The sequence below is a fragment of the Bradyrhizobium sp. PUT101 genome, from assembly GCF_052043945.1.
GTDB lineage: Bacteria > Pseudomonadota > Alphaproteobacteria > Rhizobiales > Xanthobacteraceae > Bradyrhizobium.
Genome location: NZ_CP197207.1, coordinates 1,030,732 through 1,056,360 on the forward strand (window position 1 = coordinate 1,030,732; position 25,629 = coordinate 1,056,360).

Here is a 25,629-nt window from a genome sequence, read left to right on the forward strand (position 1 = left end):
GTGGGAAGCCACGACCATCACGGTCATCACCACCATGACCATGCCGGCGACGCCCATGGTCATGGCCACGCCCATGTCCATGCGCCCGCCAGTTTCGGCAAGGCGTTCGCGATCGGCATTTCGCTCAATATCGCGCTGGTCGTGGCCGAGGCGATCTACGGCTATATCGGCAACTCCACAGCCCTGCTCGCGGACGCCGGTCACAATCTTTCCGACGTGCTCGGCCTGGTCGTGGCCTGGGGCGCCTCGATCGCAGCGCGCCGCGCCCCGAGCGGCCGCTTCACTTACGGCCTGCGCGCCTCCACCATCCTCGCGGCACTTGCGAACGCGGTGTTCCTGCTGGTCGCAACCGGCGCGATCGGCTGGGAGGCGATCCTGCGCCTGCAGCAGCCGGAGCCGGTCGCAGGCGTTACGGTGATGGTGGTCGCCGGCATCGGCATCCTCATCAACGGGTTTACCGCCCTGCTGTTCGCGAGCGGACGCAAGGACGACATCAACATCGAAGGCGCCTACCTGCACATGGCGGCCGACGCCGCAGTCTCGCTCGGCGTCGTGGTCTCGGCGGCGCTGATCATCTGGACGGGCTGGCTCTGGATCGATCCCGTCACCAGCCTCGTCATCTGCGCCACCATCCTCTGGAGCACCACCAGCCTGCTGCGCGGGTCCATCGACATGTCGATGGCAGCGGCGCCCAAAGGCATCGACCTTGCCGCGATCAGGGCGTTTTTGCTGGCGCGGCCGGGCGTGTCCGCAATCCACGATCTCCACGTCTGGCCGATCTCCACCACCGAGACCGCGCTGACCTGCCACCTCGTCATGCCCGCCGGCAGCGGCGACGCATTCCTGAAGGAAACGGCGCAGCTGCTGAAGACGTCATTCCGCATCGGCCACACCACGCTTCAGGTCGAGACGCATCCCGACAACGGCTGCGCGCTGGCGCCGGATGATGTGGTGTAGAATTCTCAGGCCCATCCCACATCGTCATTGCGAGCGGAGGGCCTACGCCGCCTTCGCCGTCACGATCCAGATCGCGCCTTGCAACTCGACGCTCTGCCCTTTCTGAAACGGCGCGAGCGCTTCGCGGATCGAGGCTTTTGCGGCCTCATAGGTCTCCGGCGGATGCCCCTGAAGCGCGCGGCTGGCCGGGCCGATCTGGAGCGAGCCGTCGACGGCGGCATCGAGGCCGCCGCCGATCGCGATGTCCATTGCGAGATCGTGCGGTTCCATCGCCACGTCCACGAAGCCTGCGCCTTTCAGGATGCGCATCACGCGCTCCTCCGAGGCGAAGGCGAACGGGCCCGGCTCCTCCGGACCGACCGGCGGCATTTTCGGCACGTGCTTGTAGACCGCCATCAGCGGCGCCATCATCCACGGGTTCTCCTTCGGCTCGCGCCAGCAGGCGAAGGCGAGCCGTCCTGACGGTTTCAGCGCGCGGCGGAGATTGGTGAAGGACGCGATGGGGTCGGCGAAGAACATCACGCCGAAGCGCGACGCCAGCAGATCGAAGCTCGCCGGCTCGAACGGATGAACGGTCGCATCCGCCAGCACGAAATCGAGCGGCAGCCCCTTTGGCGCCAACGCGCGCGCCTGCGACAGCATCGGCTCGGACACATCGAGCCCGAGCGCAAAGCCATCCGGCGCCACCGCCTTTGCGAATGCGACGGTGGTCGCACCGGAGCCGCAGCCGACATCGATCACGCGCTCGCCCGGCTTCGGCCTGGCACGGTTGATCAGGAGATCGGCAATGGGCCCGAGCAGCTTCTCCTGCACCCCGTGGCGATCGGCCCAGCGCTGCCCGCTCGGGCCGTTCCAATAGGCGATCTGATCGGTGTTGAGTTCGTGTCCGCTAGGCTGTTGCATCGGGGCCTCCATGGCTTGGCTGCGAGGTCATACCACGCCGGAAGCAGGTCAAGCGATCAACTGAAGTCGGGGCGCAATGTCACCGCCCCCTTGCTCCGACACCCGTGGCAAGGCTAAAGAGGCGCCGTAGGGCGGTTAGCTCAGCTGGTTAGAGCATCTCGTTTACACCGAGAGGGTCCGCGGTTCGAATCCGTGACCGCCCACCAGCCTTCGCCTGTTCGCCCGCTACGGCTCGACGAGCCCGACCTCAATCCCCCGGCCTTCCCGGCAGCAGCGGCACGGCGTCGATCCACACCGCCGCCGACTGGCACCAGATCTGCCGCACCGGCCGCAATTGGTCGCGCTGGCGGATGCTGCCCCAGCGGATGCCCCAATCGTCGGCCTGGTCGCCCTCGCCGCTCGTGAACAGCGGGGAACCGCAGTCGGCGCAGAAGTGCTGGAAGCGCATCCGGCCGTTGTCGCCGCGCTTGCCGTAGATTCTTGGCGTGCCGGCGGTCAGGCGGACATCGGCCGCGGAACAGATCGCGGTGACCCGGAACGGTGAGCCCGTCAGCGTCTGACAGTCCCGGCAATGGCAGACCGAGACGGCCTCGGGGTCGATCTCGGCGTCAAAGGTGATCTGCCCGCAATGGCATTGCCCGTCGATGTGCATTGCCTCCTCCCCTTCCCCCCAAAACAAAAACGGCGCCCGAAGGCGCCGTTTTATCATCTCTTGCCAAACCTCAGTGAGCGGTCAGGCCGCCGGCGGCCTCATCTCCGTCCGGCTTCACCGTCACCTTGGTGTCCTCTTCCCAGACGATCGGCACCGGCTTCCTCACCAGCGCCTTGGCGATGACGTCGTCGAGGCGCGAGACCGGGATGATCTCCATGCCGCCCTTGATCGCATCGGAAATCTCCGTGAGATCCTTGGCGTTGTCCTCGGGGATCAGCACCGTCTTGATGCCGCCGCGGGCCGCAGCCAGCAGCTTCTCCTTCAGGCCGCCGATCGGCAGCACGCGGCCGCGCAGCGTGATCTCGCCGGTCATCGCGACATCGTGGCGGACCGGAATGCCGGTCATGACCGAGATGATCGCGGTGGCCATGGCGACACCGGCGGACGGGCCGTCCTTCGGCGTCGCGCCTTCCGGCACGTGCACGTGGATGTCGCGCCTGTCGAACAGCGGCGGCTCGACGCCGTAGTTGATCGCGCGCGAGCGGACATAGGACGCCGCCGCCGAGATCGATTCCTTCATGACGTCGCGCAGATTGCCCGTGACCGTCATCTTGCCCTTGCCGGGCATCATGACGCCTTCGATCGTCAGCAGTTCGCCACCGACATCGGTCCAGGCGAGGCCCGTGACGATGCCGACCTGCGGCTCGCTCTCGATCTCGCCGAAGCGGTACTTCGGCACGCCGAGCAACTCTTCCAGAGTTTTTTCGGTGACCTTGACCGACTTCTTCTTGGAGATCATCAGCTCCTTCACCGCCTTGCGGGCGAGTGTCGAAAGCTCACGCTCCAGATTACGCACGCCCGCTTCGCGGGTGTAGCGGCGGATCAAAAGCAGCAGCGCGTCGTCGTCGATCGAGAACTCCTTGGAGTCCAGGCCGTGCTTGGACACCGCGTTCGGGATCAGATGCTTGCGCGCGATCTCGACCTTCTCGTTCTCGGTGTAGCCCGCGATCCGGATGATCTCCATGCGGTCCATCAGCGGGCCGGGAATATTGAGCGTATTCGCGGTCGTGATGAACATCACGTTGGACAGATCGTAGTCGACCTCGAGATAGTGGTCGTTGAAGGTCGCGTTCTGCTCGGGGTCGAGGACCTCGAGCAGCGCCGAGGACGGATCGCCGCGGAAGTCGGCGCCCATCTTGTCGATCTCGTCCAAGAGGAACAGCGGATTGGACGACTTCGCCTTGCGCATCGACTGGATGATCTTGCCGGGCATCGAGCCGATGTAGGTGCGGCGGTGACCGCGGATCTCGGCCTCGTCACGCACGCCGCCGAGCGACACGCGCACGAATTCGCGCCCGGTCGCCTTCGCGATCGACTTGCCGAGCGAGGTCTTGCCGACGCCGGGAGGCCCGACGAGGCACAGGATCGGCCCGGTCAGCTTGTTGGCGCGCGACTGCACGGCGAGATACTCGACGATGCGTTCCTTGACCTTCTCCAGCCCATAGTGATCGGAGTCCAGGATGGCCTGCGCGGCCTCCAGATCCTTCTTCACCTTGGACTTCTTGTTCCACGGAATCGACAGCAGCCAGTCCAGATAGTTGCGCACGACGGTCGCTTCCGCGGACATCGGCGACATCTGGCGCAGCTTCTTCAATTCATGCTGCGCCTTCTCGCGCGCTTCCTTGGACAGCTTGGTCTTGGAAATCTTCTCTTCGAGGTCGGCGAGCTCGTCGCGACCGTCGTCGTCGCCGAGTTCCTTCTGGATCGCCTTCATCTGCTCGTTGAGATAATACTCGCGCTGGGTCTTCTCCATCTGGCGCTTGACGCGCGAGCGGATGCGCTTCTCGACCTGCAGCACCGAGATCTCGCTTTCCATCAGGCCCAGCACCTTCTCCAGGCGCGTGGTGACGGACAGCGTCTCCAGGATGCCCTGGCGATCCGCGATCTTGACGGCGAGATGCGAAGCAACCGTGTCGGCGAGCTTGGCGAAATCGGTGATCGCCTGCACGACGCCGACGACCTCGGCCGAGATCTTCTTGTTGAGCTTCACATAGCTCTCGAAGTCGGACACGACCGAGCGTGCCAGCGCTTCCGCCTCGACCGACTTCGCATCGGTGTCGGCGAGCGCAACGGCAGTCGCCTCGTAATAGTCGGCGCGATCGGTGTATTTTGCCACGCGCGCGCGCTCGAGCCCTTCGACCAGCACCTTCACGGTGCCGTCCGGAAGCTTCAAGAGCTGGAGCACGCTGGCAAGCGTCCCGGTCTCGTAGATGGAATCGGGCGCCGGATCATCGTCGGACGCGTTCTTCTGCGTCGCGAGCATGATCAGCGCATCGTTCTTCATCACCTCTTCGAGCGCGCGAATCGACTTCTCGCGACCGACGAAAAGCGGAACGATCATGTGCGGAAAGACGACGATGTCGCGCAGCGGCAGCACGGGATAAGCGTGTGTTTCGCCATGGACGATGGTTGGCCGGGGTTTGGGATTGGTCATGGCCTTTTCCTTTTGCTTTGCCCCCTTGCACGCAGCCCGCTGATGATGCGCAACCGCCACAAGGTGCCGAGGTGATCCGCAGAACCGATCGGTCCTCTACGAGTTGGACCGGCTCGCCGGATGGAACTGAGGCGAATCTTGAAGAGAATTTTCGCTCGCCGCAAACATAAGGTGGCTATCGACCCAGGGGGTGTCAAGTCATTGAAAAACGCGCGCCATCAGGCGCTTACGCACGCAAATAAGCGACGCAACACCGGCTGCGGAGATACAGTTCCGCAGCCCATTTCGAGGAGACGATTGGAGCGTTCCAGCGCCGCCGGATCAGGCGCTGGCGTTCTCGACGGCGCGATCGGATCGATCGGCGTAGATGTAGAGCGGACGCGCCGTTCCTTCCACCACTTCGCGGGAAATCACGACTTCTTCCACACCTTCCAGGCCCGGCAGGTCGAACATGGTCTCGAGCAGGATCGCCTCGAGGATCGAGCGCAACCCGCGCGCGCCGGTCTTGCGCTCGATCGCCTTGCGGGCGACCGCGCCAAGCGCCTCGTCGGCGAAGGTCAGCTCGATGTTCTCCATCTCGAACAGCCGCTGGTACTGTTTCACCAGCGCGTTCTTCGGCTCCGTCAGGATCTTCTTCAGCGAGGTCTCATCGAGGTCCTCGAGCGTCGCCACGACCGGCAGACGGCCGACGAACTCGGGGATGAGGCCGTACTTCAGGAGGTCTTCAGGCTCGACGTGACGGAAGATCTCGCCGGTACGGCGATCCTCCGGGGCGAGCACCTGGGCGCCGAAGCCGATCGAAGTCGACCGTCCGCGTGCCGAGATGATCTTCTCGAGGCCGGCGAAAGCGCCGCCGCAGATGAAGAGGATGTTGGTGGTATCCACTTGCAGGAATTCCTGCTGCGGATGCTTGCGGCCGCCCTGCGGCGGGACCGAAGCCACGGTGCCCTCCATGATCTTCAGCAGCGCCTGCTGCACGCCCTCACCCGACACATCGCGCGTGATCGAGGGATTGTCGGACTTGCGACTGATCTTGTCGATTTCGTCGATGTAGACGATGCCGCGCTGGGCGCGCTCGACATTGTAGTCGGCGGCCTGAAGCAGCTTCAGGATGATGTTCTCGACGTCCTCGCCGACATAGCCGGCTTCGGTCAGCGTCGTCGCATCCGCCATCGTGAACGGCACGTCCAGGATGCGGGCGAGAGTCTGCGCGAGCAGCGTCTTGCCCGAACCGGTCGGACCGATCAGCAGGATGTTCGACTTCGCGAGCTCGACGTCGTTGTGCTTGGTCTGATGGTTGAGGCGCTTGTAGTGGTTGTGCACCGCCACCGACAGGACCTTCTTCGCATGGCTCTGGCCGATCACGTAATCGTCCAGCACCTTGCAGATTTCCTTCGGCGTCGGAATCCCGTCGCGCGACTTGACCAGCGAGGACTTGTTCTCCTCGCGGATGATGTCCATGCAGAGCTCGACGCACTCATCGCAGATGAAGACGGTGGGACCCGCGATCAGTTTACGGACTTCGTGCTGGCTCTTGCCGCAGAACGAGCAATATAGCGTGTTCTTGGAGTCGCTCGTGCCGACCTTACTCATTCCTGTCTCCGTCCGCGGTTCGATATCGTTCCGCTCGATCGCTCCATTCCGACACGATGGCCGGCATGAAGCTTAAGTAGAGCAAATTCCGTACCAAAAAAGACCCTACGCATCACATCCCGTGCGAATCACGGTCACTCGATTCTCCCGCGATCATAGCCGATCAATCGTAGCCAACCATGCTGTCACCCGACTATCAAGAATTCGCTAATCGGGCGCCGCCGGCTACCCGTGACAATACCGTGATTTCCGGTCTTGGCACGGACGAAGTGATCGAAATCGCCCCGGCGTTGCTGGATTGCCACCAAAAACAAGCACGAAAGCGGAACTTTCTGCCTGTCGCAGCGCGTAAAACCACGTTTTGCGGCGCGCACACGCGCACCTAACGTGAACGCACCCCGATGGGTCCACGGCGATCCGAGGATCGCCGTGACGACCCCGTATTGCTACGGAGACTTCGTCGGCGCCGGCTCCTCGGCGCGCTTGTCGATGACCTTGTCGACCAGACCAAACTCCTTGGCGTCGTTCGCGGTCAGGAACTTGTCGCGTTCCAGCGCATCCTCGATCGCCTTGTAGGTCTGGCCGGTGTGCTTCACGTAGATCTCGTTGAGCCGCTTCTTCAGGTTCAGGATTTCCTGGGCGTGCAGCATGATGTCGGTGGCCTGGCCCTGGAAGCCGCCGGAGGGCTGATGCACCATGATGCGCGCGTTCGGCAGCGAGAAGCGCATGTCCTTCTCGCCGGCGGCGAGCAGCAGCGAACCCATCGAGGCCGCCTGGCCCGTGCACAGCGTCGAGACCGGCGGGCGAATGAACTGCATGGTGTCGTAGATCGCAAGGCCCGACGTCACCACGCCGCCCGGCGAGTTGATGTACATCGAGATTTCCTTCTTCGGGTTTTCCGCCTCGAGGAACAACAGCTGCGCGACGACCAGCGTCGACATGCCGTCCTCGACCGGCCCGGTCAGGAAGATGATGCGCTCCTTCAGGAGGCGCGAGAAAATGTCGTAGGCGCGCTCGCCACGGTTGGTCTGCTCGACCACCATGGGCACGAGGTTCATGTAGGTTTCAACCGGATCGCGCATGAGTCACCTAGGGTTTTCGGAGACGGACATCGCCGGGCCTGGCTGCCAGGTTGGCTGGATATGCCGGAAGGGCGAATGGACGTCCTGTGATGCAGGAACTTGGTAGAGGTAGAAGGCGTAGCGACAGATATAGCCCAATTCGCTTCTGACAAGTGCGGAGCGCATTAAGGCTTAATCCGTGCGGCAGTTGAAGCTGATTCGCACAAAGAGGCCCAGCCGGCCATCTGGCTAGCTGGGCCTCTTCGCTGATCATCCTTAATAGAAGACTGTTCCAAGGCCCTCAGGCTGCGGTCTTTTCCGCGTCGTCGTCCTTGTAGAGGTCCTCGCGCGAGACCTTCTTCTCCGTCACGTTGGCGAGCTCGAGGATGAAGTCGACGACCTTGTCCTCGTAGATCGGTGCACGAAGCTGGGCCAGCGCCTGGGCGTTGTTGCGGTAATAGTCCCAGACCTCCTTCTCGCGGCCGGGCATCGAGCGCGCGCGCTCGATCACGGCACGGCCGACCTCGTCGTCGGTCACGGTGATCTTGTTCTTCTCGCCGATCTCGGAGAGCACGAGGCCGAGCCGCACGCGGCGATCGGCGATCTTGCGGTACTCTTCCCTGGCGGCGTCCTCAGTGGTGTCCTCGTCGGCGAAGGTCTTGCCGGCGGAATCCATCTCGGCCTTGACCGAGTTCCACATCAGATTGAACTCCTCGTCGATCAGCGAGGGCGGCGCCTCGAAGCGATGCGCCTCGTCGAGGCGATCGAGCAGCGCGCGCTTGACGCGCTGGCGCGTCGCGGTCGCGAACTCGGCGGAAAGGCGCTCGCGCGCGGCTTCCTTGAGCTTGTCCAGCGATTCCAGGCCGAGCGACTTGGCGAATTCGTCGTCGATCGCAAGGTCCTGCGGCGCCTCGATCAGGGTCGCGGTGGTCTCGAACTCGGCGGGCTGGCCGGCGAGCTTGTCGTTCATGTAGTTCTTGGGGAACGACACTTTCAGCGTGCGGGTCTCGTTCGCGCCGATGCCGATCAGCTGCTCCTCGAAGCCCGGGATGAAGGTGTTCGAGCCGATCACGACCTGGATGCCTTCGCCGGTGCCGCCCTCGAAGACTTCGCCGTTGATGCTGCCCTTGAAGTTGACGGTGACGCGGTCGCCCGACTCGGCCTTGGCGCCCTCGCCCTTGGCGGCATAGGTGCGGTTGGAATCGGCAATGCGCTTGATCGCATCGTCGACATCGGTGTCGGTGACGTCGGCGACGGGCTTCTCGACCTGGAAGGTCTTGAAGTCGGCGAGCGCGATCGCCGGCACCACCTCGATCGCGACCGTGTAGGTCAGATCGGACTTGCCGCTCAGCAGCTCCTCGACGTCCTTCTGCTCCGTCGGCATGGTGATCTTCGGCTCGGTCGCAAGGCGGAAGCCGCGTTCGGAGAACAGCTGCGTGTTGGTGTCGCGAATGGTCTGGTCGATGGTTTCGGCCATCACCGAGCGGCCATAAACCTTCTTCAGGTGCGCGACCGGCACCTTGCCCGGACGGAAGCCGTTGATGCGGACCTTGTCCTTGAGGTCGACCAGCTTGGCGCCGGCCTTGGCATCGAGATCAGACGCGGGAACGCTGATCTTGAACTCGTGCTTCAAACCTTCCGAGAGGGTTTCTGTGACCTGCATGGCGTCCAATCTTCTTCTCGTTCGGTCCCGGCACATCGCGCGTCGGGACGCTCTCATTAATCGATCCGGCGCGAGGCAAACGCCTCGACACCGGTGGTTCATCGAACCGGCTCCAGACGGACGATCATCCGCAGAAGCAGGTCTCGTAATCCGTGCAAACGCGAAAAGCGCTTGGTGCGGGCGGAGGGACTCGAACCCCCACAACTTTCGTCACTGGAACCTAAATCCAGCGCGTCTACCAGTTCCGCCACGCCCGCGTGAATTTGCATCAAGACCGGCCGCGATGCCGCGGGCGGCCGGGCTTATAGCATGTGCCTGACTGTTCGCAGCAAAAAAATGGCCGGTTGGACGCATGCTTCAAGTAGGCACGATGGCTGGACTTATCCAGCACGGCATGGTCCGGATCACGTCATGACAACGCGGATCTTTGCCCCACATCGGCGCGAGGTGTTGGCAGGCCTGGGAGCCTCGGCAGCCGGGCTGATCGCCGGCGGCGCAGGCCCATCCGTGACGGCCCAGCTCGCGCTTCAGGCGAGGCCGGCAACGCTGGCTCTGAAACCCGATCAGCCCGCTGCATCAATCTGGGAGCTGGCCGCCATAAGCCACCTCAGGGCCGTCCGTCTCAAGCGCGGCGACCGCTGCGAAGTGGTGTTTCGGAACGACCTGCCCGTGCCACTTGCGCCGGTCTGGTACGGCCTCAATGGCGCGACCGCCGCCGACCCGCCGCGAGGGCGCGCGCCCGCCGCGCCGGACACGGCCGAAACATCAATTATTTCAATACCAAGCGCGGGCACCCTGCTGGCTGACTTCCGTCTCTTTGAAGCCGACCTGAAGCAGCCCGCGCGCCCGCTCCCGATCATCGCGGCCGAGACCAGCCTGGTTGCCGTCGATCGCGACGAGGTCCTGTTGATCGAGGAATGGCGCCTGCGGCCGGACGGCACCGCGGTCCCGCCGGGCCAGGACCCGAAGGACGCGACACGGCTCTACACGGTCAATGGCAGAACTTCATTCGAACTCTCAGCCGCGGCCAATGAGCGGCTGCGACTGCGCTTCATCAACGGCTCGCAACGTACTGTTCTGGCGATCAAATTGGGAAGCCACGAGGTCCGCGTGATGGCCCTGGACGGACAGCCGGCCGAGCCGTTCCCCGCGCGCAACGGGGCCCTGGTGCTGGCCCCCGGCGGACGTGCCGACGTGTTTGTGGATACAGCCACATCGGCCGCATTCCTGCTGCATGACGGCAAGGAGACGCACCCGATCGGGCGCCTTTTGATCTCCGGCGCAAGGGAGCGGCGTGTGCCGCTGTTCGAGCCGCAGCCACTCCCGTCGAACGACCTTCCCGAGAAGTTCGATCTGAGAGGCGCCCTGCGGTTCGATGTCGCGCTTGGCGCAGCCGACGCCGCCTGGACGCCGCCCGCGAATTTCTCCACCGCCTCCGCCCCCGCGTTCCGCGCCAAGGCCGGGCGCACCGTCGTGCTGGCGCTGAAGAACCCCGCCCCGATCACGACCGTCTTCCACCTGCACGGCGCTCCCTTCCGCCTGCTCGACACGCTCGACGATGGCTGGAAGCCCTATTGGCTCGACACGCTCGCGATCGAGCCCGGCCAGACCCAGCGCATCGCCTTCGCGGCGATCTCACCCGGACGCTGGCTGATCGAATCCGTCGCAACCGACTGGTCCGCGCCGCGCCTTGTGCGCTGGTACGCGGTGGAGTGAGCGATCAGTATTCTATACCGAGCGCATCATAGATCCGCCGGTGCACGGCCGGCAGCGTCTCCGTGAGATCCTCTGCGATCAGGCCCGGCCCGGCTTCATTCGCCGCCTCGCCGTGCATCCAGACGCCGATGCTGGCGGCTTCGAAGGCCGGCACGCCCTGCGCCAGGAGCCCTGCGATGATGCCGGAGAGCACGTCGCCGGCACCCGCCGTGGCGAGCCAGGGCGGCGCGTTGGCGGCGATGGTGGCGCGGCCGTCAGGGGCGGCGATGGTGGTGTCCGGGCCTTTCAGGAGCACGACGGCGCCGGAGCGCTCGGCGGCGGCGCGGACGCGCTCGAGCTTGGAGCGGCCGGGATGCTTGTTGCTGAGGTCGGAGAACAGGCGCGGAAACTCGCCCTCGTGCGGGGTCAGCACCACCGCATTGTCCTGCGAGGACTTGATCGATTCGAACAGGCGCTCGGGGGTCGCGGCAAAGCTCGTCAGCGCATCCGCATCGAGCACCAGATGCCGCTGCGCGTTCAGTGCGGTGTGAACGAGATCGCAGGTGCGTTCGCCGATGCCCGCGCCGGGGCCGATGATGCAGGTATTAAAACGCTTGTCGCCGAGCAGCTCGCCGAACTCGATGGCGGTGTCGACGGGGCGGACCATCACCGCAGTCAGTGCGCCCGCATTGATCGCGAGCGCATCGCGCGGGCTCGCCAGCGTCACGAGACCCGCGCCGGCCCGCAGCGCGCCGCGCGCAGCGAGCCGCGCAGCGCCTGTCGCTGCCGCATCGCCGGAGATCGCAAGCACATGGCCGCGCGCGTATTTGTGGCCGTCGATGCGGGGCACCGGAAAGGCGGCGCCCCAGAGGTCCGGATCATTCTCGAAGGTCTGCGGCGCGATCTCGTCCAGCACCTGCGCATCGATGCCGATGTCGGCGACGCGCACCCGGCCGCAATGCATCCGCCCGGGCAAAAGCAGATGCGCCGGCTTCTTGCGGAAGAAAGTGACGGTCTCGGTGGCGTTCACCGCCGCGCCCATCACGGCCGCGCTGGTGCCGTTGATGCCGCTCGGCAGGTCGACCGCGAGCACCGGAGCACCGTTGGCGTTGATCGCCTCGATCATTTCGCGCGCCACGCCGTCGACGGGACGGCTGAGACCGGCACCGAACAGCGCATCGACGATCAGCGCAGGCTTTCCAATTGCCTGGGGATTGAACGGAAGCACCGGATGCTTCCAGCCGCGCGCCGCGGAGGCCGCATCGCCCTGGAGCTGGTCGCGCTCGCACATCGGGATCACCGAGACCTCCCGCCCCTGGGCGGCGAGCTCGGCGGCTGCGACAAAACCGTCGCCGCCATTGTTGCCGGGGCCGGCCACGATCAGGATCGGCCCCTCCTCCACCAGCGCATGGGCGGCCTCGGCGACCGCCTGGCCCGCGCTCAGCATCAGCTTGAAACCGGGCGTACCGGCCGCAATGGCGAGCTGGTCGGCGCGCTGCATTTCGGCGTTGGTCAGAACTTCCATGCCACTTCCCAGTACAAACGCCTCTTCAACAGGCACCTTCCGTGCCGATCCGACGGCGGAAACATCGATCTGCACATATATTGAACCGTTTGCCTATTTCGTAGTCTTCGGTATTTTGTGCAGATCGGCGCCACCACCCAGGATGCTCGTTAAAAGGCTGATAACGCTCCGATAACCAGGGCATGTGCAACTTGGCATAGACCCTGCTTTCGAGGAAGCCGCTTCGGTTTGTCGTGCTCACTGGCATCTTACAGGGTGTGGCCGGCCGTTGTTGCCGGACTGGTCAGGGATCCCGGCATAGAGAAGACAAGATCGTGCGTTGAGAAATGCGCATCCTGACGAAGACGTTGCTATTTGATCGAAAGGCCGGGAGTCGCGCAGTGAAGAAAATCGAAGCCATCATCAAGCCATTCAAGCTCGACGAGGTGAAGGAAGCGCTTCAGGAAGTCGGTCTTCAGGGCATCACCGTCACCGAAGCCAAGGGCTTCGGCCGGCAGAAAGGTCACGCCGAACTTTACCGCGGCGCAGAATACATCGTCGACTTCCTGCCGAAGGTAAAAATCGAGATCGTGATCGGCGACGATCTGGTCGAGCGCGCCATCGACGCGATCCGCCGCGCCGCGCAGACCGGCCGCATCGGCGACGGCAAGATTTTCGTCTCCAACATCGAAGAGGCGATCCGCATCCGAACCGGCGAATCCGGGCTGGACGCTATCTGAGCCGGGTGCTATCCCGCATTTTGCGACACTGCGACAAGAAATAAGGCTGCTTCGGCGGCCTGATTTCGTTTGTGCGGGCGCGCAAAACTCGCCCAAAGCGAGAACGATCTTGCTCATCTGGAAACCGATCCGCAGAGCCAAAAGGGGTATGCATGAAGACCGCCAAAGACGTCCTGAAATCGATCAAGGACAACGACGTCAAGTACGTCGACCTGCGCTTCACCGATCCGCGCGGCAAGTGGCAGCACGTCACGTTCGACGTCAGCATGATCGATGAAGACATTTTCGCCGAAGGGACGATGTTCGACGGGTCTTCGATCGCCGGCTGGAAGGCGATCAACGAATCCGACATGTGCCTGATGCCCGATCCGGTGACCGCGACGATCGATCCGTTCTTCGCCGAGACCACCATGGTCATCACCTGCGACGTGCTCGAGCCGACCACCGGCGAGCCTTACAACCGCGACCCCCGCGGCATCGCCAAGAAGGCCGAGGCGATGGTGAAGTCGATGGGCGTGGGCGACACCGTGTTCGTCGGCCCCGAAGCCGAGTTCTTCGTGTTCGACGACGTGCGCTTCTCCGCCACGCCCTACAACACCGGTTTCCGCCTCGACTCCTCGGAGCTGCCGACCAACTCCGACACCGAATATGAAGGCGGCAATCTCGGCCACCGCGTCCGCACCAAGGGCGGCTATTTCCCGGTTCCGCCGCAGGACTCCGTGCAGGACATGCGCTCGGAGATGTTGGGGGCCATGGCCAAGATGGGCGTCAAGGTCGAGAAGCATCACCACGAGGTTGCTTCCGCCCAGCACGAGCTCGGCATGAAGTTCGACACGCTGACGCTGATGGCCGACCACCTCCAGATCTACAAATACTGCATCCACCAGGTCGCCCACATCTACGGCAAGTCCGCCACCTTCATGCCGAAGCCGGTCTACGGCGACAACGGCTCGGGCATGCACGTGCACCAGTCGATCTGGAAGGACGGCAAGCCGGTGTTCGCCGGCAACAAATATGCCGACCTGTCGGAGACCTGCCTCCACTACATCGGCGGCATCATCAAGCACGCCAAGGCGATCAACGCCTTCACCAACCCCTCGACCAATTCCTACAAGCGTCTGGTCCCGGGCTATGAGGCCCCCGTGCTGCTCGCCTATTCCGCGCGCAACCGCTCGGCCTCCTGCCGCATCCCCTACACCGCCTCGCCGAAGGCCAAGCGCGTCGAGGTGCGCTTCCCCGATCCGCTCGCCAACCCCTATCTCGGCTTCGCCGCGATGCTGATGGCCGGCCTCGACGGCATCAAGAACAAGATCGATCCGGGTCCGGCGATGGACAAGGATCTCTACGACCTGCCGAAGGAAGAGCTGAAGCAGATCCCGACGGTGTGCGGCAGCTTGCGCGAGGCGCTCGAAAACCTCGACAAGGACCGCGCCTTCCTGAAGGCCGGCGGCGTGTTCGACGACGACTTCATCGACGCCTATATCGAGCTTAAGATGACCGAGGTCGAGCGCTTCGAGATGACCCCGCACCCCATCGAGTTCGACATGTACTATTCGGGCTGATCGGCACGAACAGACCACGACAGGCAAAAGGCGCTTCCGGAAGGAGGCGCCTTTTCGTTTGAGGAGGCCGTAGCCGCCTCACGCGGCTGACGGACGCCAACGACCGGCGCCTGCTTCGGCTCGCGCCGCCGAGCCATGGCCCATGTCGCATCGTATCGTGTCGAGTCCCGATTCTGCGGGCAGCCTGGGAACGCTGCAGCGCGTCCGGGACACAAGAGTGAGCTTAAGCCGCAGCCTTTTGCCGCGCCACCAGCGCCTCGCCAAAGGCCTCGAACAGCTTGCGGTTGATCGGGTTCTGCTGCGGATCGTACTCCGCATGCCATTGCACGCCGAGCGCAAAGGTCGGGGCTTCAGCGATGCGGATCGCCTCGATGGTGCCGTCCTCGGCGACGCCCTCGATCAGAACGCGCTTGCCGGGTTCGAGAATGCCCTGGCCGTGCAGCGAATTCACCCTGATCTTCTCGCAGCCGAGAATCCTTGCGAACGCCCCGCCCGGCGTCAGGTCGACGTCATGGCGGTCGGCGAACACCACCGTCGGATCGGGATGTATCTCGCCGTTCTCCAGCCGGGGCATGCGGTGGTTCATGCGGCCCGGGATCTCGCGGATTTCGGGATGCAGCGAGCCGCCGAAGGCAACGTTCATCTCCTGGAGGCCGCGGCAGATGCCGAACAGCGGGATGCCGCGGGAGACGCAGGCGACGGAGAGCGCCAGCGCCACCTCGTCGCGGTGGATGTCGTAAGGCTCGTGCTTCTCGCAAGGATCGACGTTGAAACGGGTCGGGTGCACGTTGGCGCGGGCGCCGGTGAGGATGATGCCGTCCACGGTATCGAGCAGCGCCGCGATATCGGTGATATCAGGTGAGCCCGCGAACATCACCGGCAGGCCGCCGGAGACCTCGGCCACGGCGCGCAGGTTTCGCTCGCCGACCATCTGGACCTGAAATCGATTTTCGACGCGATGGGAATTCCCGATCACGCCGACGACCGGCTTTCTCATCTGTCGTTTCGCGCCTCCCGGTGAGAAGATTCTGCAAACATGCCCCTCCGATGGAACAAATTCAACAGAAGGGATCGCGGGACGGCAATGCTATTTTCGCGCAAATGCCCGGCCTGGAGCGTCGTGGCAGACAGGGCGACGGCGTGTCCGATCGCTCGGAGGGGATCTACAGCCCCCGCAAAGACGACGAACGCGCCAAACCGGCGCGTGTCCCGCTTGATCCCCGCCGGGATTTCGCGAAAGAGTGCGCTGGCGCCGCCTCCCTCGAAAAGGACCCAATGTGACGATTCCCAGAGATGAACGCTCCCGGACCCGCAGCGACCTGGCGCGGGACCAGGCCTGGGCGATTTCGGTCGGAGGCATCGGCGTCGTGCTGTTCACCGCGCTGCTCGCCTTCACCTGGTATTTTGCGGCGACGCTGCTGTTGATCTTCACCGGCATGCTGCTCGGCCTCGGCCTCAACGCGCTGATCCATGCGCTCGGCCGCCGGGTTCACCTGCCCCACTCGATCCGACTTGCGATCGTCTGTGTCGCGCTTGCCCTGCTTCTCGCAGGCATCGCCTATCTTGGCGGCGCCACCATTGCCGAGCAGGCGTCGCTGCTGAGCAAGACCATCAAGTCGCAGATCGTGAATGTCAGGTCCTTCCTCGAGAACCACGGCATCGACACCAGCTTCTTCGATCTCGGCAACGCTGCGTCGGACTCCTCTGCCAACACTTCGTCGGAGGCGACATCCCCGCCAGCGGCGCCCTCGCGCGGTCCCTTGCCCAGCGCCGGCGCGCTCGCCTCCAGCGGCGGAGCGATCGTGAGCCAGACCTTCAAGCTGCTGCTCGGCACCATTCACGGCGTGGGCAATATCTTCATCGTGCTGTTCCTGGGCCTCGCCTTCGCCGCCCAGCCCGCCGTCTATCATGACGGCCTGCTGTTCTTGGCACCGGCGAGGCACCGCGCGCGTGTCGCCCTCGTCATCGACCGTACTGCTGAGACGCTGGAGCGCTGGCTGATCGCCCAGATCGTCGTCATGATCGCGGTCGGCGTCGTGACCTGGATCGGGCTTGCGATCATCGGCATCCCGAGCGCGTTCATCCTGGGAATCCAGGCGGGCCTGCTCGCCTTCATCCCCACCGTCGGAGCCATCATCGCCGGCGTCATCGTGGTGCTGGCAAGCCTCGCCTCGGGCTGGATCCCCGCATTGTCGGCCTTTCTCCTCTTCATGGGCGTGCACGCCATGGAGAGCTACGTGTTGACGCCGATCCTGCAGCGGCAGGCGCTCGACATCCCGCCGGCCACGCTGTTCGCGTTCCAGATCCTGCTCGGCGTCGTGTTCGGCATCTGGGGCCTCGCGCTGGCGCTGCCGCTGGTCGCCATCGCCAAGGTCGTGATCGACCATTTCAAGACGTATGAGGCGCCGCCGCTCGCCGAGGCAGCCTGACGTCGCTCAGGCCGTCAGGTCGCCAGCACGGTCTCGGTGTGCTCGACCTCGGGGGGCGAGGCAAAATACTGGCCGACGAGGCCGCGCCATTCGGTGAAATTCTCCGAGCCGCGGAAATCGACGGTGTGGTTCTCCAGCGTCGCCCATTTCACCATCAGCCGGTAGCGCTGCGGCTTCTCGATCGATTTGTGCAGCTCGAAGCCGTAAAACCCCTTTGAACGGCCGAAGGCGGCCTTGGCCTTGGCGACGGCCGCCTCGAAATCCTTCTCGCTGCCCGGCTTGACGTCGATTTGCGCGATCTCGGTGATCATCGGTTTCCACCCTTTTCTCGTTCGATCGGCGTGTCTACCGCAGACGGCGACAAAGAAAAAGGCGCCGAAACGGCGCCTGGCTCGCTGGAATATGCAGGTCTCTTGAATGCACGCCTGTCAGGCGAGCAGCAACACGGTGCCCGCCACGATGAACACGCAACCGGCGAACATTGCGAACGGCCAATAGCTGCGGTGCTGGCCGTAGCGCCCCTGCGCGCGACGCTCGGCGATCAGCGCCGTCTCGTATTCGTCGGCGGTCGAGAACAGACAGGCGAAGCCGCCGCGTGCGGAGGTGGCGGCTGCTTCGAGTGACATCAGGGTGATTTGCGGATTCTGTCGACGGATCGATTCCATGACCGCAATGGTAGGAATCGAACGGTAAACAGAGGATTACCGCAAGCCCCCAGCGGCTCAGGCCGTGACCGGACGCGCCTGTGGCGCGCCGATCCGTGCCGCGCTCTGGCGACGCCAGTTCTCCAGCGACAGTGGCAGCTCCTCGGCCGCCTCCACGCGGTTACGGCCGCCGCGCTTGGCCTGGTAGAGCGCGGTGTCGGCCGAGGCCAGCAGCACTTCGAGCTCGGTGCCGGCCGGACCGCCGGCGACGCCGATGCTGACGGTGGTGTCGACCGGCCCCTCGTCGACCACCACGCCGGAGGTCTCGAACGCTTCGCGCACCCGCTCGGCGACCAGCACGCCTTCCTCCAGCGAACACGGCAGGAGCGCGGCGAACTCCTCGCCGCCGATGCGGCCCGAGAGATCGGAGATGCGCAAGCTGCTGACGACGACGGTCGAGAACAGCTTCAGCATCTCGTCGCCGGCGGGATGGCCGAAGCGGTCGTTGATCGACTTGAAGTGGTCGATGTCGAAGATCATTACGGTCACGGGCCGCCCGGCCTTGGCCTCGCGCTCGATCACGCGCGCGCAGGCTTCCGAGAAGCCGCGGCGGTTGAGCATGCCGGTCAAAGGATCGGTCGACGCAGCGGTCCGGTGCGCGGTGACGGTGCGCTCCGACACCAGCATGAAGATGACGAACACCGTGCCGACGGCATAGAGCACGAGCTCGACCGCGAACAGGGTGACCCAGATGCTCGAGGAGAAGTCTGCATCGTGCGGACGCAGGAAGCTGCCGACCAGGATCGGCAGCATCAACACACAGCCATGCATCACCGGCACCACGAAGGCGGGCCAGCGCCGTTGCAGGCTCTTGCGCCGCTCGACCCAGAGCTCGCTCGCGGTCAGCGCCGCATAGATCGAGACGATACCTGCACCGGCGAGCATGCGCAGCATGGACGCGGCGGGATCGAGCAGCGTCGCAGCAGTGACCCAGGCGAGCGCACCAAGCACGAGGCCGGGCCAGTTCGGCTTGCGGCCGTGGAAGACGCGCGCCGCATTCCACACCATGCCGCAGGCGACGAAACCGACGGCGTTCAGCGCAAGGTGAATATGGGGGCCCAGCCTGTCGCCCGCCGCGGTCCACAGCGCGACCGAGGCTGCACCGAGGAGATAGGCGGCGCCCCACCATTTCAGCGCGGGGCTGTTCTCCTGCTTGCCAAAAAACACCATCATGGCGCCGAGCAGTGCGGCGACCATGGTGGCGACCAAATAGAGCGTGATGCTATCGAGCGACATCATGTCGGCCCCCTCTAGAACATAGCAGTTACGCGATCGGCACATCCGATTTGCGCGCCCTTCCGAATGCGACGCTATGTCCGGCGAGTTCCATTCAGGTTTTCGCGGGTGGCCAAGTTTTCGGGAAACACGCCGTCAATTTGCATACAAACGAACAGCAAAAAGGGCGCTGAAATCAGCGCCCTTTTGCATCTCATTGAAGCCGCTTTCGCGGCGAATGCGACAAAAGCGATTAACGCTTCGAGAACTGGAAGGACCGGCGGGCCTTGGCCTTGCCGTACTTCTTGCGCTCGACCACGCGGGAGTCGCGGGTGAGGAAGCCGCCCTTCTTGAGCACGCCGCGCAGCTCCGGCTCGAAATAGGTGAGCGCCTTGGAGATGCCGTGACGAACCGCGCCGGCCTGGCCGGAGAGGCCGCCGCCGGCGACGGTGCAGATCACGTCGTACTGGCCCGAACGCTGGGCCACCGAGAACGGCTGCTCGATCATCATGCGCAGCACGGGACGGGCGAAATAGACCTCGACCTCGCGCGAATTGACCGTGACCTTGCCGGCGCCCGGCTTGATCCAGACGCGGGCGACCGCGTCCTTACGCTTGCCGGTGGCATAGGCGCGGTTGAATTTGTCGACCTTCTTCTCGTGCTTGGGCGCCTCGGGCGAGGCCGCCGTCTTGAGCTGCGAGAGCTGGTCGAGCGACTGGATGGATTCGGCCATGTTATGCGGCCCTCGTGTTCTTGCGGTTCAACTTGGCGATATCGATCTTCTCGGGCTGCTGCGCCTCGTGCGGATGATCGGCCCCGCCATAGACGCGAAGATTGCCCATCTGCACGCGACCGAGCGGGCCACGCGGGATCATGCGCTCGACGGCCTTCTCGAGCACGCGCTCGGGATGACGGCCCTCGAGGATCTGGCGCGCGGTGCGCTCCTTGACGTGACCGACATAGCCGGTGTGCTTGTAGTAGGTCTTCTGCTCGCGCTTGCGACCGGTGAGGACCGCATGCTGCGCGTTGATGATGATGACGTTGTCGCCGCAATCAACGTGCGGGGTGTAGGTCGGGAGGTGCTTGCCGCGGAGCCGCATGGCGACGATGGTGGCGAGACGGCCGACGACCAGACCCTTGGCGTCGATCAGCACCCACTTCTTCGTCACCTCGGCCGGCTTTGCCGAAAAGGTTTTCATGTCAGAATTTCCGTGAGGGAGACATCGGCGCGAACACCGCACCGGACTGCGCGGTTTTCTAGAGAAGAGACGCGCAACGGTCAATGCCCGGGTACATAAATTACATCAGCAGAATCAATCGTTTAGAAATATGGTGCTATATTACCTGCAAAAAGCTCAAACGTTTGGAATGGAATAGGTGGAAGTGACATGGGCAATCGGGTCGGGTGAGGTTCCCGACAGGAGGTTCACTTCCCCGACCGCGAGGCGCTTGCCGAGCTTGAGCAGCCGCGCCTCAGCCAGCACGTCCTGCCCGGGCTGGCCCTTGCGCAGGAAATTGATGTTGAGATTGGTGGTGACCGCGAGCCCGATCGGCCCGATCGCCGACAAAAGCACCACGTACATCGCGAAATCGGCGAGCGCCATCAGCGTCGGGCCGGACACGGTTCCGCCCGGCCGCAGCATCCGTTCGCTGTAGCGCTGGCGCAGGAGGCAGGTCTGGCCGTCCGCGCTCTCGATCGTAATGTCGTCACCGCTGAAGGCCTGGGGAAATTCATCACGGAGGAACAGCTCGAGCTCCGCCACGCTCATTTTCGCTACCGCCATGCCGTTCCCCACCCTCGCTTCGCTTGTGCTGTTACATTAAGTTATCTGCGTCATCCAATTGCAATCATTTAGCGGAAATCGCGTCAATGTCCGTCCAGGTTGCCCGCGCCCCCTCCCCACAACCACAGATCCTGCTGCGCGAGACGATCGGCAGCATCGCGGTCCTGACGCTCAACCGCCCGGCCGCACGCAACAGCCTGTCGGAGGCGATGATCGCGAGCCTGCATGCCGAGCTCAACGAGATCCGCGACGACAAGGCCGTGCGCGGCGTGGTGATCGCCGCCAACGGTCCCGCCTTCTCCGCCGGCCACGACATGAAGGAGCTCACCGCACGCCGCACTGATCCGGATCGCGGCCGCGCCTTCTTCGCCGAGATGATGAATGCCTGTAGCGCGATGATGCAGGCGATCGTGCTCCTGCCGAAGCCGACGGTCGCCGCCGTCCAGGGCATTGCGACCGCGGCCGGCTGTCAGCTGGTGGCGAGCTGCGATCTCGCGATCGCCTCCGAGGCAGCAAGCTTTGCGACGCCCGGCGTCGACATCGGCCTGTTCTGCTCGACGCCCATGGTGGCGCTGTCGCGCAACGTGCCGCGTAAGCAGGCTATGGAGATGCTGTTGACGGGCGAGCCGATTCCGGCCGCGCGTGCCCGCGAGATCGGGCTCGTCAATCGCGTTGTCCCCGCCGGCACCGAGCGCGATGCCGCGATTGCCTTGGCGCAGAAGGTCGCGTTGAAATCCGCCTACACGATCAAGCTCGGCAAGGAGGCGTTCTATCGCCAGGCCGAGATGAGCCTCGCGGACGCCTATCGCTATGCGGCGGCGGTGATGACCGAGAACATGATGGCGCGCGACGCCGAGGAAGGCATCGGCGCCTTCATCGAGAAGCGCACGCCGACATGGCGGGACGAATAGTCAACTCCTCATCCTGAGGAGCCGCGGAACGCGGCGTCTCGAAGGATAGAGGCCCGACTGCGGCTTCATGGTTCGAGACGCGCGTGCCGCAGCTCCTCAGGATGAGGGTCAGAGAAAGAAAGAAATGAACCACGACGCCTATCCCGACAATTACATCCGCGGCATCCTCAACAGCGTGAAATCGATCGCGATGGTCGGCGCCTCGCCGGTCAACGTACGGCCAAGCTATTTTGCGTTCAAATATCTGGCGCAGCGCGGTTACGACATGATCCCGATCAACCCCGGCCATGTCGGCAAGGAGCTGCTCGGAAAGCCGTTCGTCGCCTCGCTCTCCGACATCGGGCGTCCCGTCGACATGATCGACATCTTTCGCAATTCCAGCCACATCATGCCTGTCATCGAAGAGGCGCTCACGCTCGATCCGCTGCCGAAGGTGATCTGGATGCAGCTCGGCGCGCGCGACGATGCGGCGGCGGCGAAGGCGGAAGCGGTGGGCATCAAAGTCGTGATGAACCGCTGCCCCAAGATCGAGTATGGCCGGCTGTCGTCCGAAATCTCCTGGATGGGCGTGAATTCGCGCACGCTCAGCTCCAAGCGGGCGCCGGCACCGACGCAAGGCATGCGGCTGTCCCTCAATCGGATGAGCGTCGGCGGCGGCGATACCGCAGCATCGGATCGCGCCGCGAAAAACAAGAGCGAACAGAGCTGACGCAATTGCGAAGGATTTCTTTCGCGAACGCGACAATGCGTAGCACGATCATTCCGATGTGAAGCCGCGCCTTGACGGCGAGCGCGGCGCCGATCAGCATGCCGCGCGATTTCAGACCACAAGAAACAGGACGCCCATATGAGCGATCGCCTTCCGGGATTTTCGACTCTCGCCGTGCATGCCGGTGCACAACCCGACCCCACCACCGGTGCGCGCGCAACTCCGATCTATCAAACGACGTCCTTCGTCTTCAACGATGCCGACCACGCCGCTTCTCTGTTCGGCCTGCAGGCGTTCGGCAATATCTATACCCGCATCGGTAACCCGACCAATGCCGTGCTCGAAGAGCGCGTCGCCGCGCTTGAAGGCGGTACGGCCGCGCTTGCCGTGGCCTCGGGCCATGCCGCGCAGGTCGTGGTATTGCAGCAATTGCTGCAGCCCGGCGACGAGTTCATCGCCGCGCGAAAGCTCTATGGCGGCTCGATCAACCAGTTCACGCATGCGTTCAAGAGTTTTGGCTGGAACGTGGTGTGGGCCGATCCCGATGACATCGCAAGCTTCGAGCGCGCGGTGACGCCGCGCACGAAAGCCATCTTCATCGAGTCCATCGCCAATCCCGCCGGCAGCATCACCGACATCGAGGCGATCTCGACGGTCGCGCGCAAGGCGGGCGTGCCGCTGATCGTCGACAACACGCTGGCTTCGCCCTACCTGATACGCCCGATCGACCACGGCGCCGACATCGTCGTACACTCGCTGACGAAATTCCTGGGCGGCCACGGCAACTCCCTCGGCGGCATCATCGTCGACGCCGGCACCTTCGACTGGTCCGCGGGCGGCAAATATCCGATGCTGTCGGAGCCGCGCCCCGAATATCACGGCATCCGCCTCCAGGAGACCTTTGGCAATTTCGCCTTCGCGATCGCCTGCCGCGTGCTCGGCCTGCGCGACCTCGGCCCGGCGCTGTCGCCTTTCAATGCCTTCATGATCCTCACCGGCATCGAGACGCTGCCGCTGCGCATGCAGAAGCACTGCGAAAACGCCAAGGCGGTCGCCGAATTCCTCGCCGGCCATCCGGCAGTGGCCTCGGTGAGCTATGCCGGCCTTCCGAGCGACAAGTACAACCAGCTCGCCCGCAAATATGCGCCGAAGGGCGCCGGCGCGGTGTTCACCTTCAGCTTGAAGGGCGGCTATGACGCCGGTGTGAGCCTGGTGTCGAAACTGCAGCTGTTCTCGCACCTGGCCAATGTCGGCGACACCCGCTCGCTCGTGATCCATCCGGCCTCGACCACGCACAGCCAGCTCGACGACGCCGCCAAGATCAAGTCCGGCGCCGGCCCCGACGTGGTGCGCCTCTCGGTCGGCATCGAGGACAAGGAAGACCTGATCGCGGATCTGGAACAGGCGCTGGGGGCTTGAACTCGGAGTCGTTCCGGGTTCGGTGCTACGGACCGCCCCGGAATGACTGGACTCGGTTAACAGTCATTAACCACATCTGCCCCATACATCGTCTTTGGATCGCCCCTTTTGATTCGGAGCCGACGATGCTGCGCTGGATGGTGCCTGCCCTTGCGGCGATGCTGACGGTTTCCAGCACGCTCGCCGCCGATCTGCCGGCGACGCCGAAGCGGCGCGCGGCCCTGCCGCCGCAGGATCCGCCGCAGGTCTATGTCGAAACCGATCCGGATGCGCTGATCTCGCCGGCCTACGGCATCGGCAGCTACATCCGCAACCTGCCGGGCACGCCGCTGCTGCCGGGATCCCACGCGCTGCCGGGCTATTACGGCCGCCCCTGGAGCTACGATTATCAGGGCGCGTATTACGGCGGGAAGCAGGTCGATTATTTCTGGCGCTTGCCCTACGCGTGCGGCGTTTACGGCTATTGCTGATCCATGATCAGCCGGGCTGATGGCGATCAGCCGGGCTGACTGACCGGAACCGCGCGCGGCTGGGCTTCCGCAGATTGTCGCGAGGCCAGCCGTTCGACCTGCATCACCGCAAGCGTCAACACCACGATCGCGACCGCCTGGTGGGCGAGCGCCAGATCGATCGGCACCTGGTTGAGCAGCGTGAGGATGCCGAGCACCGCCTGCAGGCTCACCGCCGCAAACAGCCAAAGGGCGCCGCTCGCTGCCGACCCTGCGCGCGAGCGCACCGCGTCGATTGCGTGCAGCGCCGCCAGCGCGAACAGCAGGTAGGCGGTCATGCGGTGCTCGAACTGCACCGTCAGCACATTGTCGAACATGTTGCGCCACCACGGCGTCTCGAACCACAACCGTTCCGCCGACGGGATGAACGCCCCGTCGATCTGCGGCCAGGTGTTGTAGGCGCGCCCGGCGCGCAGGCCCGCGACCAGCGCGCCGAAATAGATCTGCACGAAAGTCACGGCGAGAAGCAGCGCGCTCGTGAGCCGCAGCCGCGCGGGCGCCGAGATCTGCGGCCGCTCTTTGAGCCGCCGCACCGTCCAGACGATCCCGGCGAAGATCAGAAGAGCCAGCACCAGATGTGTCGCCAGCCGATATTGCGAGACCTCGACCCGCTCGGTCAGGCCCGAGGCGACCATCCACCAGCCGACCGCACCCTGCAGACCGCCGAGCGCGAACAGCAGCCACAGCCGCCGCTTCAGTTCACCGGACAGGCCGCCGCGCCAGAGGAAGAACAGGAACGGCAAGAGATAGGCGACACCGATGAAACGTCCGAGCAGCCGGTGGCTCCACTCCCACCAGAAGATCTCCTTGAACTCGGACAGGCTCATCCCCGCGTTGAGCTCGCGATATTGCGGAATCTTCTTGTAGGCCTCGAATGCTTCGGCCCACTGCGCCTCGGAGAGCGGCGGAACACTGCCCGTGACCGGCTTCCATTCGACAATCGAGAGGCCGGATTCCGTCAGCCGCGTCGCGCCGCCGACCAGCACCATCAGTGCGATCAGTGCGGCCACTGCGATCAGCCACCATCGCACGGCGCGATGCGGCTCGGACGGGGTGGAAATCGTCGTCATTCGGGACAAAAACCAGACTTGAACCGGACTGTGTGCCCCTTATAGTCCCCCGCTC

General features: G+C 64.3%; 25 protein-coding genes and 2 tRNA genes. 11 read left to right on the forward strand and 16 right to left on the reverse strand.

From position 1 onward, the window contains the following. On the forward strand, positions 1-957 hold the full coding sequence (locus ACSHT2_RS04960) for a cation diffusion facilitator family transporter (protein WP_440640627.1): 957 nt from the start codon (positions 1-3) through the stop codon (positions 955-957). A 42-nt stretch (positions 958-999) separates the two neighbouring features. On the opposite strand, the gene ACSHT2_RS04965 is transcribed toward ACSHT2_RS04960, so the two are convergent. After that, a complete protein-coding gene (locus ACSHT2_RS04965; RefSeq protein WP_440640628.1) occupies positions 1,000-1,860 on the reverse strand; it encodes a class I SAM-dependent methyltransferase in 861 nt (286 codons plus the stop codon). Between the two features lie 129 nt (positions 1,861-1,989). Between ACSHT2_RS04965 and ACSHT2_RS04970 the strand changes: the two genes are divergently transcribed. Next, positions 1,990-2,066 (forward strand) — tRNA-Val (locus ACSHT2_RS04970). Positions 2,067-2,107: 41 nt separating this feature from the next. Here the strand turns inward: ACSHT2_RS04970 and ACSHT2_RS04975 are convergent. From ACSHT2_RS04975 to clpX, 3 genes are all read right to left on the reverse strand, one after another. Next, a complete protein-coding gene (locus ACSHT2_RS04975) occupies positions 2,108-2,512 on the reverse strand; it encodes a GFA family protein (protein ID WP_440640629.1) in 405 nt (134 codons plus the stop codon). 70 nt (positions 2,513-2,582) lie between these two features. Next, entirely contained in the window at positions 2,583-5,006 is a 2,424-nt protein-coding gene (gene lon, locus ACSHT2_RS04980; RefSeq protein ID WP_440640630.1) for an endopeptidase La, read from the reverse strand. Between the two features lie 321 nt (positions 5,007-5,327). Next, a complete protein-coding gene (gene clpX / locus ACSHT2_RS04985) occupies positions 5,328-6,599 on the reverse strand; it encodes an ATP-dependent Clp protease ATP-binding subunit ClpX (RefSeq protein ID WP_008547851.1) in 1,272 nt (423 codons plus the stop codon). A gap of 179 nt (positions 6,600-6,778) precedes the next feature. Between clpX and ACSHT2_RS04990 the strand changes: the two genes are divergently transcribed. Beyond that, positions 6,779-6,985, forward strand: coding sequence for a hypothetical protein (locus tag ACSHT2_RS04990; RefSeq protein ID WP_440640631.1), 207 nt, complete (start codon positions 6,779-6,781; stop codon positions 6,983-6,985). A gap of 60 nt (positions 6,986-7,045) precedes the next feature. Here the strand turns inward: ACSHT2_RS04990 and ACSHT2_RS04995 are convergent, their stop codons facing one another. From ACSHT2_RS04995 to ACSHT2_RS05005, 3 genes are all read right to left on the reverse strand, one after another. Then, positions 7,046-7,681, reverse strand: coding sequence for an ATP-dependent Clp protease proteolytic subunit (locus ACSHT2_RS04995; RefSeq protein WP_319337104.1), 636 nt, complete (start codon positions 7,679-7,681; stop codon positions 7,046-7,048). A gap of 280 nt (positions 7,682-7,961) precedes the next feature. After that, positions 7,962-9,323, reverse strand: coding sequence for a trigger factor (gene tig, locus ACSHT2_RS05000; protein ID WP_440640632.1), 1,362 nt, complete (start codon positions 9,321-9,323; stop codon positions 7,962-7,964). 172 nt (positions 9,324-9,495) lie between these two features. Further along, positions 9,496-9,580: transfer RNA gene (locus tag ACSHT2_RS05005), tRNA-Leu, on the reverse strand. A gap of 154 nt (positions 9,581-9,734) precedes the next feature. Between ACSHT2_RS05005 and ACSHT2_RS05010 the strand changes: the two genes are divergently transcribed. Beyond that, a complete protein-coding gene (locus ACSHT2_RS05010; RefSeq protein WP_440640633.1) occupies positions 9,735-11,039 on the forward strand; it encodes a multicopper oxidase family protein in 1,305 nt (434 codons plus the stop codon). Between the two features lie 4 nt (positions 11,040-11,043). Here ACSHT2_RS05010 and ACSHT2_RS05015 read toward each other — a convergent pair whose 3' ends face one another. After that, a complete protein-coding gene (locus ACSHT2_RS05015) occupies positions 11,044-12,543 on the reverse strand; it encodes an NAD(P)H-hydrate dehydratase (protein WP_440640634.1) in 1,500 nt (499 codons plus the stop codon). A gap of 380 nt (positions 12,544-12,923) precedes the next feature. On the opposite strand from ACSHT2_RS05015, the gene ACSHT2_RS05020 reads away from it, so the two are divergent. Both ACSHT2_RS05020 and glnA read left to right on the forward strand, forming a co-directional pair. Then, positions 12,924-13,262: a P-II family nitrogen regulator gene (locus ACSHT2_RS05020; protein ID WP_007603495.1), complete on the forward strand. Its 339-nt coding sequence runs from the start codon at positions 12,924-12,926 to the stop codon at positions 13,260-13,262. A 152-nt stretch (positions 13,263-13,414) separates the two neighbouring features. Further along, positions 13,415-14,824: a type I glutamate--ammonia ligase gene (glnA, locus tag ACSHT2_RS05025; RefSeq protein ID WP_440640635.1), complete on the forward strand. Its 1,410-nt coding sequence runs from the start codon at positions 13,415-13,417 to the stop codon at positions 14,822-14,824. 223 nt (positions 14,825-15,047) lie between these two features. On the opposite strand, the gene ACSHT2_RS05030 is transcribed toward glnA, so the two are convergent. Further along, complete coding sequence (locus tag ACSHT2_RS05030) at positions 15,048-15,821, reverse strand: gamma-glutamyl-gamma-aminobutyrate hydrolase family protein (RefSeq protein ID WP_440640636.1); 774 nt, start codon at positions 15,819-15,821, stop codon at positions 15,048-15,050. Positions 15,822-16,101: 280 nt separating this feature from the next. On the opposite strand from ACSHT2_RS05030, the gene ACSHT2_RS05035 reads away from it, so the two are divergent. Next, complete coding sequence (locus ACSHT2_RS05035) at positions 16,102-17,253, forward strand: AI-2E family transporter (protein WP_440640637.1); 1,152 nt, start codon at positions 16,102-16,104, stop codon at positions 17,251-17,253. A 14-nt stretch (positions 17,254-17,267) separates the two neighbouring features. Here the strand turns inward: ACSHT2_RS05035 and ACSHT2_RS05040 are convergent, their stop codons facing one another. From ACSHT2_RS05040 to ACSHT2_RS05065, 6 genes are all read right to left on the reverse strand, one after another. Then, the gene (locus tag ACSHT2_RS05040) at positions 17,268-17,564 is read right to left on the reverse strand and encodes an antibiotic biosynthesis monooxygenase family protein (protein ID WP_440640638.1); all 297 of its coding nucleotides are present in this window, start codon (positions 17,562-17,564) and stop codon (positions 17,268-17,270) included. Positions 17,565-17,681: 117 nt separating this feature from the next. Further along, positions 17,682-17,918 carry a hypothetical protein gene (locus ACSHT2_RS05045; protein ID WP_440640639.1) on the reverse strand — a complete coding sequence of 79 codons (237 nt, stop codon included), beginning with the start codon at positions 17,916-17,918 and terminating at the stop codon, positions 17,682-17,684. A gap of 57 nt (positions 17,919-17,975) precedes the next feature. Further along, a complete protein-coding gene (locus ACSHT2_RS05050; RefSeq protein WP_440640640.1) occupies positions 17,976-19,196 on the reverse strand; it encodes a diguanylate cyclase in 1,221 nt (406 codons plus the stop codon). Between the two features lie 229 nt (positions 19,197-19,425). Then, on the reverse strand, positions 19,426-19,905 hold the full coding sequence (gene rpsI / locus ACSHT2_RS05055) for a 30S ribosomal protein S9 (protein ID WP_440640641.1): 480 nt from the start codon (positions 19,903-19,905) through the stop codon (positions 19,426-19,428). Position 19,906: 1 nt separating this feature from the next. Continuing rightward, positions 19,907-20,371, reverse strand: coding sequence for a 50S ribosomal protein L13 (gene rplM, locus ACSHT2_RS05060; protein ID WP_018642440.1), 465 nt, complete (start codon positions 20,369-20,371; stop codon positions 19,907-19,909). A gap of 156 nt (positions 20,372-20,527) precedes the next feature. Further along, positions 20,528-20,956, reverse strand: a complete 429-nt coding sequence (locus ACSHT2_RS05065; RefSeq protein ID WP_271529359.1) for a PaaI family thioesterase — start codon at positions 20,954-20,956, stop codon at positions 20,528-20,530. A gap of 86 nt (positions 20,957-21,042) precedes the next feature. Here ACSHT2_RS05065 and ACSHT2_RS05070 point away from each other — a divergent pair, with 86 nt between their 5' ends. The 4 genes from ACSHT2_RS05070 to ACSHT2_RS05085 all read left to right on the forward strand — a co-directional run bounded on the left by ACSHT2_RS05070 (position 21,043) and on the right by ACSHT2_RS05085 (position 24,465). Further along, positions 21,043-21,867 (forward strand): enoyl-CoA hydratase, encoded by an 825-nt coding sequence (locus ACSHT2_RS05070; RefSeq protein ID WP_440640642.1) that lies wholly within the window; start codon positions 21,043-21,045, stop codon positions 21,865-21,867. 124 nt (positions 21,868-21,991) lie between these two features. Beyond that, positions 21,992-22,576: a CoA-binding protein gene (locus ACSHT2_RS05075; RefSeq protein WP_124158340.1), complete on the forward strand. Its 585-nt coding sequence runs from the start codon at positions 21,992-21,994 to the stop codon at positions 22,574-22,576. A 138-nt stretch (positions 22,577-22,714) separates the two neighbouring features. After that, positions 22,715-23,995, forward strand: a complete 1,281-nt coding sequence (locus tag ACSHT2_RS05080; protein WP_440640643.1) for an O-acetylhomoserine aminocarboxypropyltransferase — start codon at positions 22,715-22,717, stop codon at positions 23,993-23,995. A 125-nt stretch (positions 23,996-24,120) separates the two neighbouring features. Beyond that, positions 24,121-24,465 carry a hypothetical protein gene (locus ACSHT2_RS05085; protein WP_440640644.1) on the forward strand — a complete coding sequence of 115 codons (345 nt, stop codon included), beginning with the start codon at positions 24,121-24,123 and terminating at the stop codon, positions 24,463-24,465. Between the two features lie 26 nt (positions 24,466-24,491). Here the strand turns inward: ACSHT2_RS05085 and ACSHT2_RS05090 are convergent, their stop codons facing one another. Continuing rightward, positions 24,492-25,574 (reverse strand): COX15/CtaA family protein, encoded by a 1,083-nt coding sequence (locus ACSHT2_RS05090; RefSeq protein WP_440640645.1) that lies wholly within the window; start codon positions 25,572-25,574, stop codon positions 24,492-24,494. Positions 25,575-25,629: the final 55 nt, after the last annotated feature.

What these genes read in the sequence shown, in the direction of transcription:
- ACSHT2_RS04965 (WP_440640628.1), bottom strand. Translation starts at nt 1,860, where the DNA reads ATGCAACAGCCTAGCGGACACGAACTCAACACCGATCAGATCGCCTAT.
- ACSHT2_RS04975 (WP_440640629.1), bottom strand. Translation starts at nt 2,512, where the DNA reads ATGCACATCGACGGGCAATGCCATTGCGGGCAGATCACCTTTGACGCC.
- lon (WP_440640630.1), bottom strand. Translation starts at nt 5,006, where the DNA reads ATGACCAATCCCAAACCCCGGCCAACCATCGTCCATGGCGAAACACAC.
- clpX (WP_008547851.1), bottom strand. Translation starts at nt 6,599, where the DNA reads ATGAGTAAGGTCGGCACGAGCGACTCCAAGAACACGCTATATTGCTCG.
- ACSHT2_RS04990 (WP_440640631.1), top strand. Translation starts at nt 6,779, where the DNA reads ATGCTGTCACCCGACTATCAAGAATTCGCTAATCGGGCGCCGCCGGCT.
- ACSHT2_RS04995 (WP_319337104.1), bottom strand. Translation starts at nt 7,681, where the DNA reads ATGCGCGATCCGGTTGAAACCTACATGAACCTCGTGCCCATGGTGGTC.
- tig (WP_440640632.1), bottom strand. Translation starts at nt 9,323, where the DNA reads ATGCAGGTCACAGAAACCCTCTCGGAAGGTTTGAAGCACGAGTTCAAG.
- ACSHT2_RS05010 (WP_440640633.1), top strand. Translation starts at nt 9,735, where the DNA reads ATGACAACGCGGATCTTTGCCCCACATCGGCGCGAGGTGTTGGCAGGC.
- ACSHT2_RS05015 (WP_440640634.1), bottom strand. Translation starts at nt 12,543, where the DNA reads ATGGAAGTTCTGACCAACGCCGAAATGCAGCGCGCCGACCAGCTCGCC.
- glnA (WP_440640635.1), top strand. Translation starts at nt 13,415, where the DNA reads ATGAAGACCGCCAAAGACGTCCTGAAATCGATCAAGGACAACGACGTC.
- ACSHT2_RS05030 (WP_440640636.1), bottom strand. Translation starts at nt 15,821, where the DNA reads ATGAGAAAGCCGGTCGTCGGCGTGATCGGGAATTCCCATCGCGTCGAA.
- ACSHT2_RS05040 (WP_440640638.1), bottom strand. Translation starts at nt 17,564, where the DNA reads ATGATCACCGAGATCGCGCAAATCGACGTCAAGCCGGGCAGCGAGAAG.
- ACSHT2_RS05045 (WP_440640639.1), bottom strand. Translation starts at nt 17,918, where the DNA reads ATGGAATCGATCCGTCGACAGAATCCGCAAATCACCCTGATGTCACTC.
- ACSHT2_RS05050 (WP_440640640.1), bottom strand. Translation starts at nt 19,196, where the DNA reads ATGATGTCGCTCGATAGCATCACGCTCTATTTGGTCGCCACCATGGTC.
- rpsI (WP_440640641.1), bottom strand. Translation starts at nt 19,905, where the DNA reads ATGGCCGAATCCATCCAGTCGCTCGACCAGCTCTCGCAGCTCAAGACG.
- rplM (WP_018642440.1), bottom strand. Translation starts at nt 20,371, where the DNA reads ATGAAAACCTTTTCGGCAAAGCCGGCCGAGGTGACGAAGAAGTGGGTG.
- ACSHT2_RS05065 (WP_271529359.1), bottom strand. Translation starts at nt 20,956, where the DNA reads ATGGCGGTAGCGAAAATGAGCGTGGCGGAGCTCGAGCTGTTCCTCCGT.
- ACSHT2_RS05070 (WP_440640642.1), top strand. Translation starts at nt 21,043, where the DNA reads ATGTCCGTCCAGGTTGCCCGCGCCCCCTCCCCACAACCACAGATCCTG.
- ACSHT2_RS05075 (WP_124158340.1), top strand. Translation starts at nt 21,992, where the DNA reads ATGAACCACGACGCCTATCCCGACAATTACATCCGCGGCATCCTCAAC.
- ACSHT2_RS05080 (WP_440640643.1), top strand. Translation starts at nt 22,715, where the DNA reads ATGAGCGATCGCCTTCCGGGATTTTCGACTCTCGCCGTGCATGCCGGT.
- ACSHT2_RS05085 (WP_440640644.1), top strand. Translation starts at nt 24,121, where the DNA reads ATGCTGCGCTGGATGGTGCCTGCCCTTGCGGCGATGCTGACGGTTTCC.
- ACSHT2_RS05090 (WP_440640645.1), bottom strand. Translation starts at nt 25,574, where the DNA reads ATGACGACGATTTCCACCCCGTCCGAGCCGCATCGCGCCGTGCGATGG.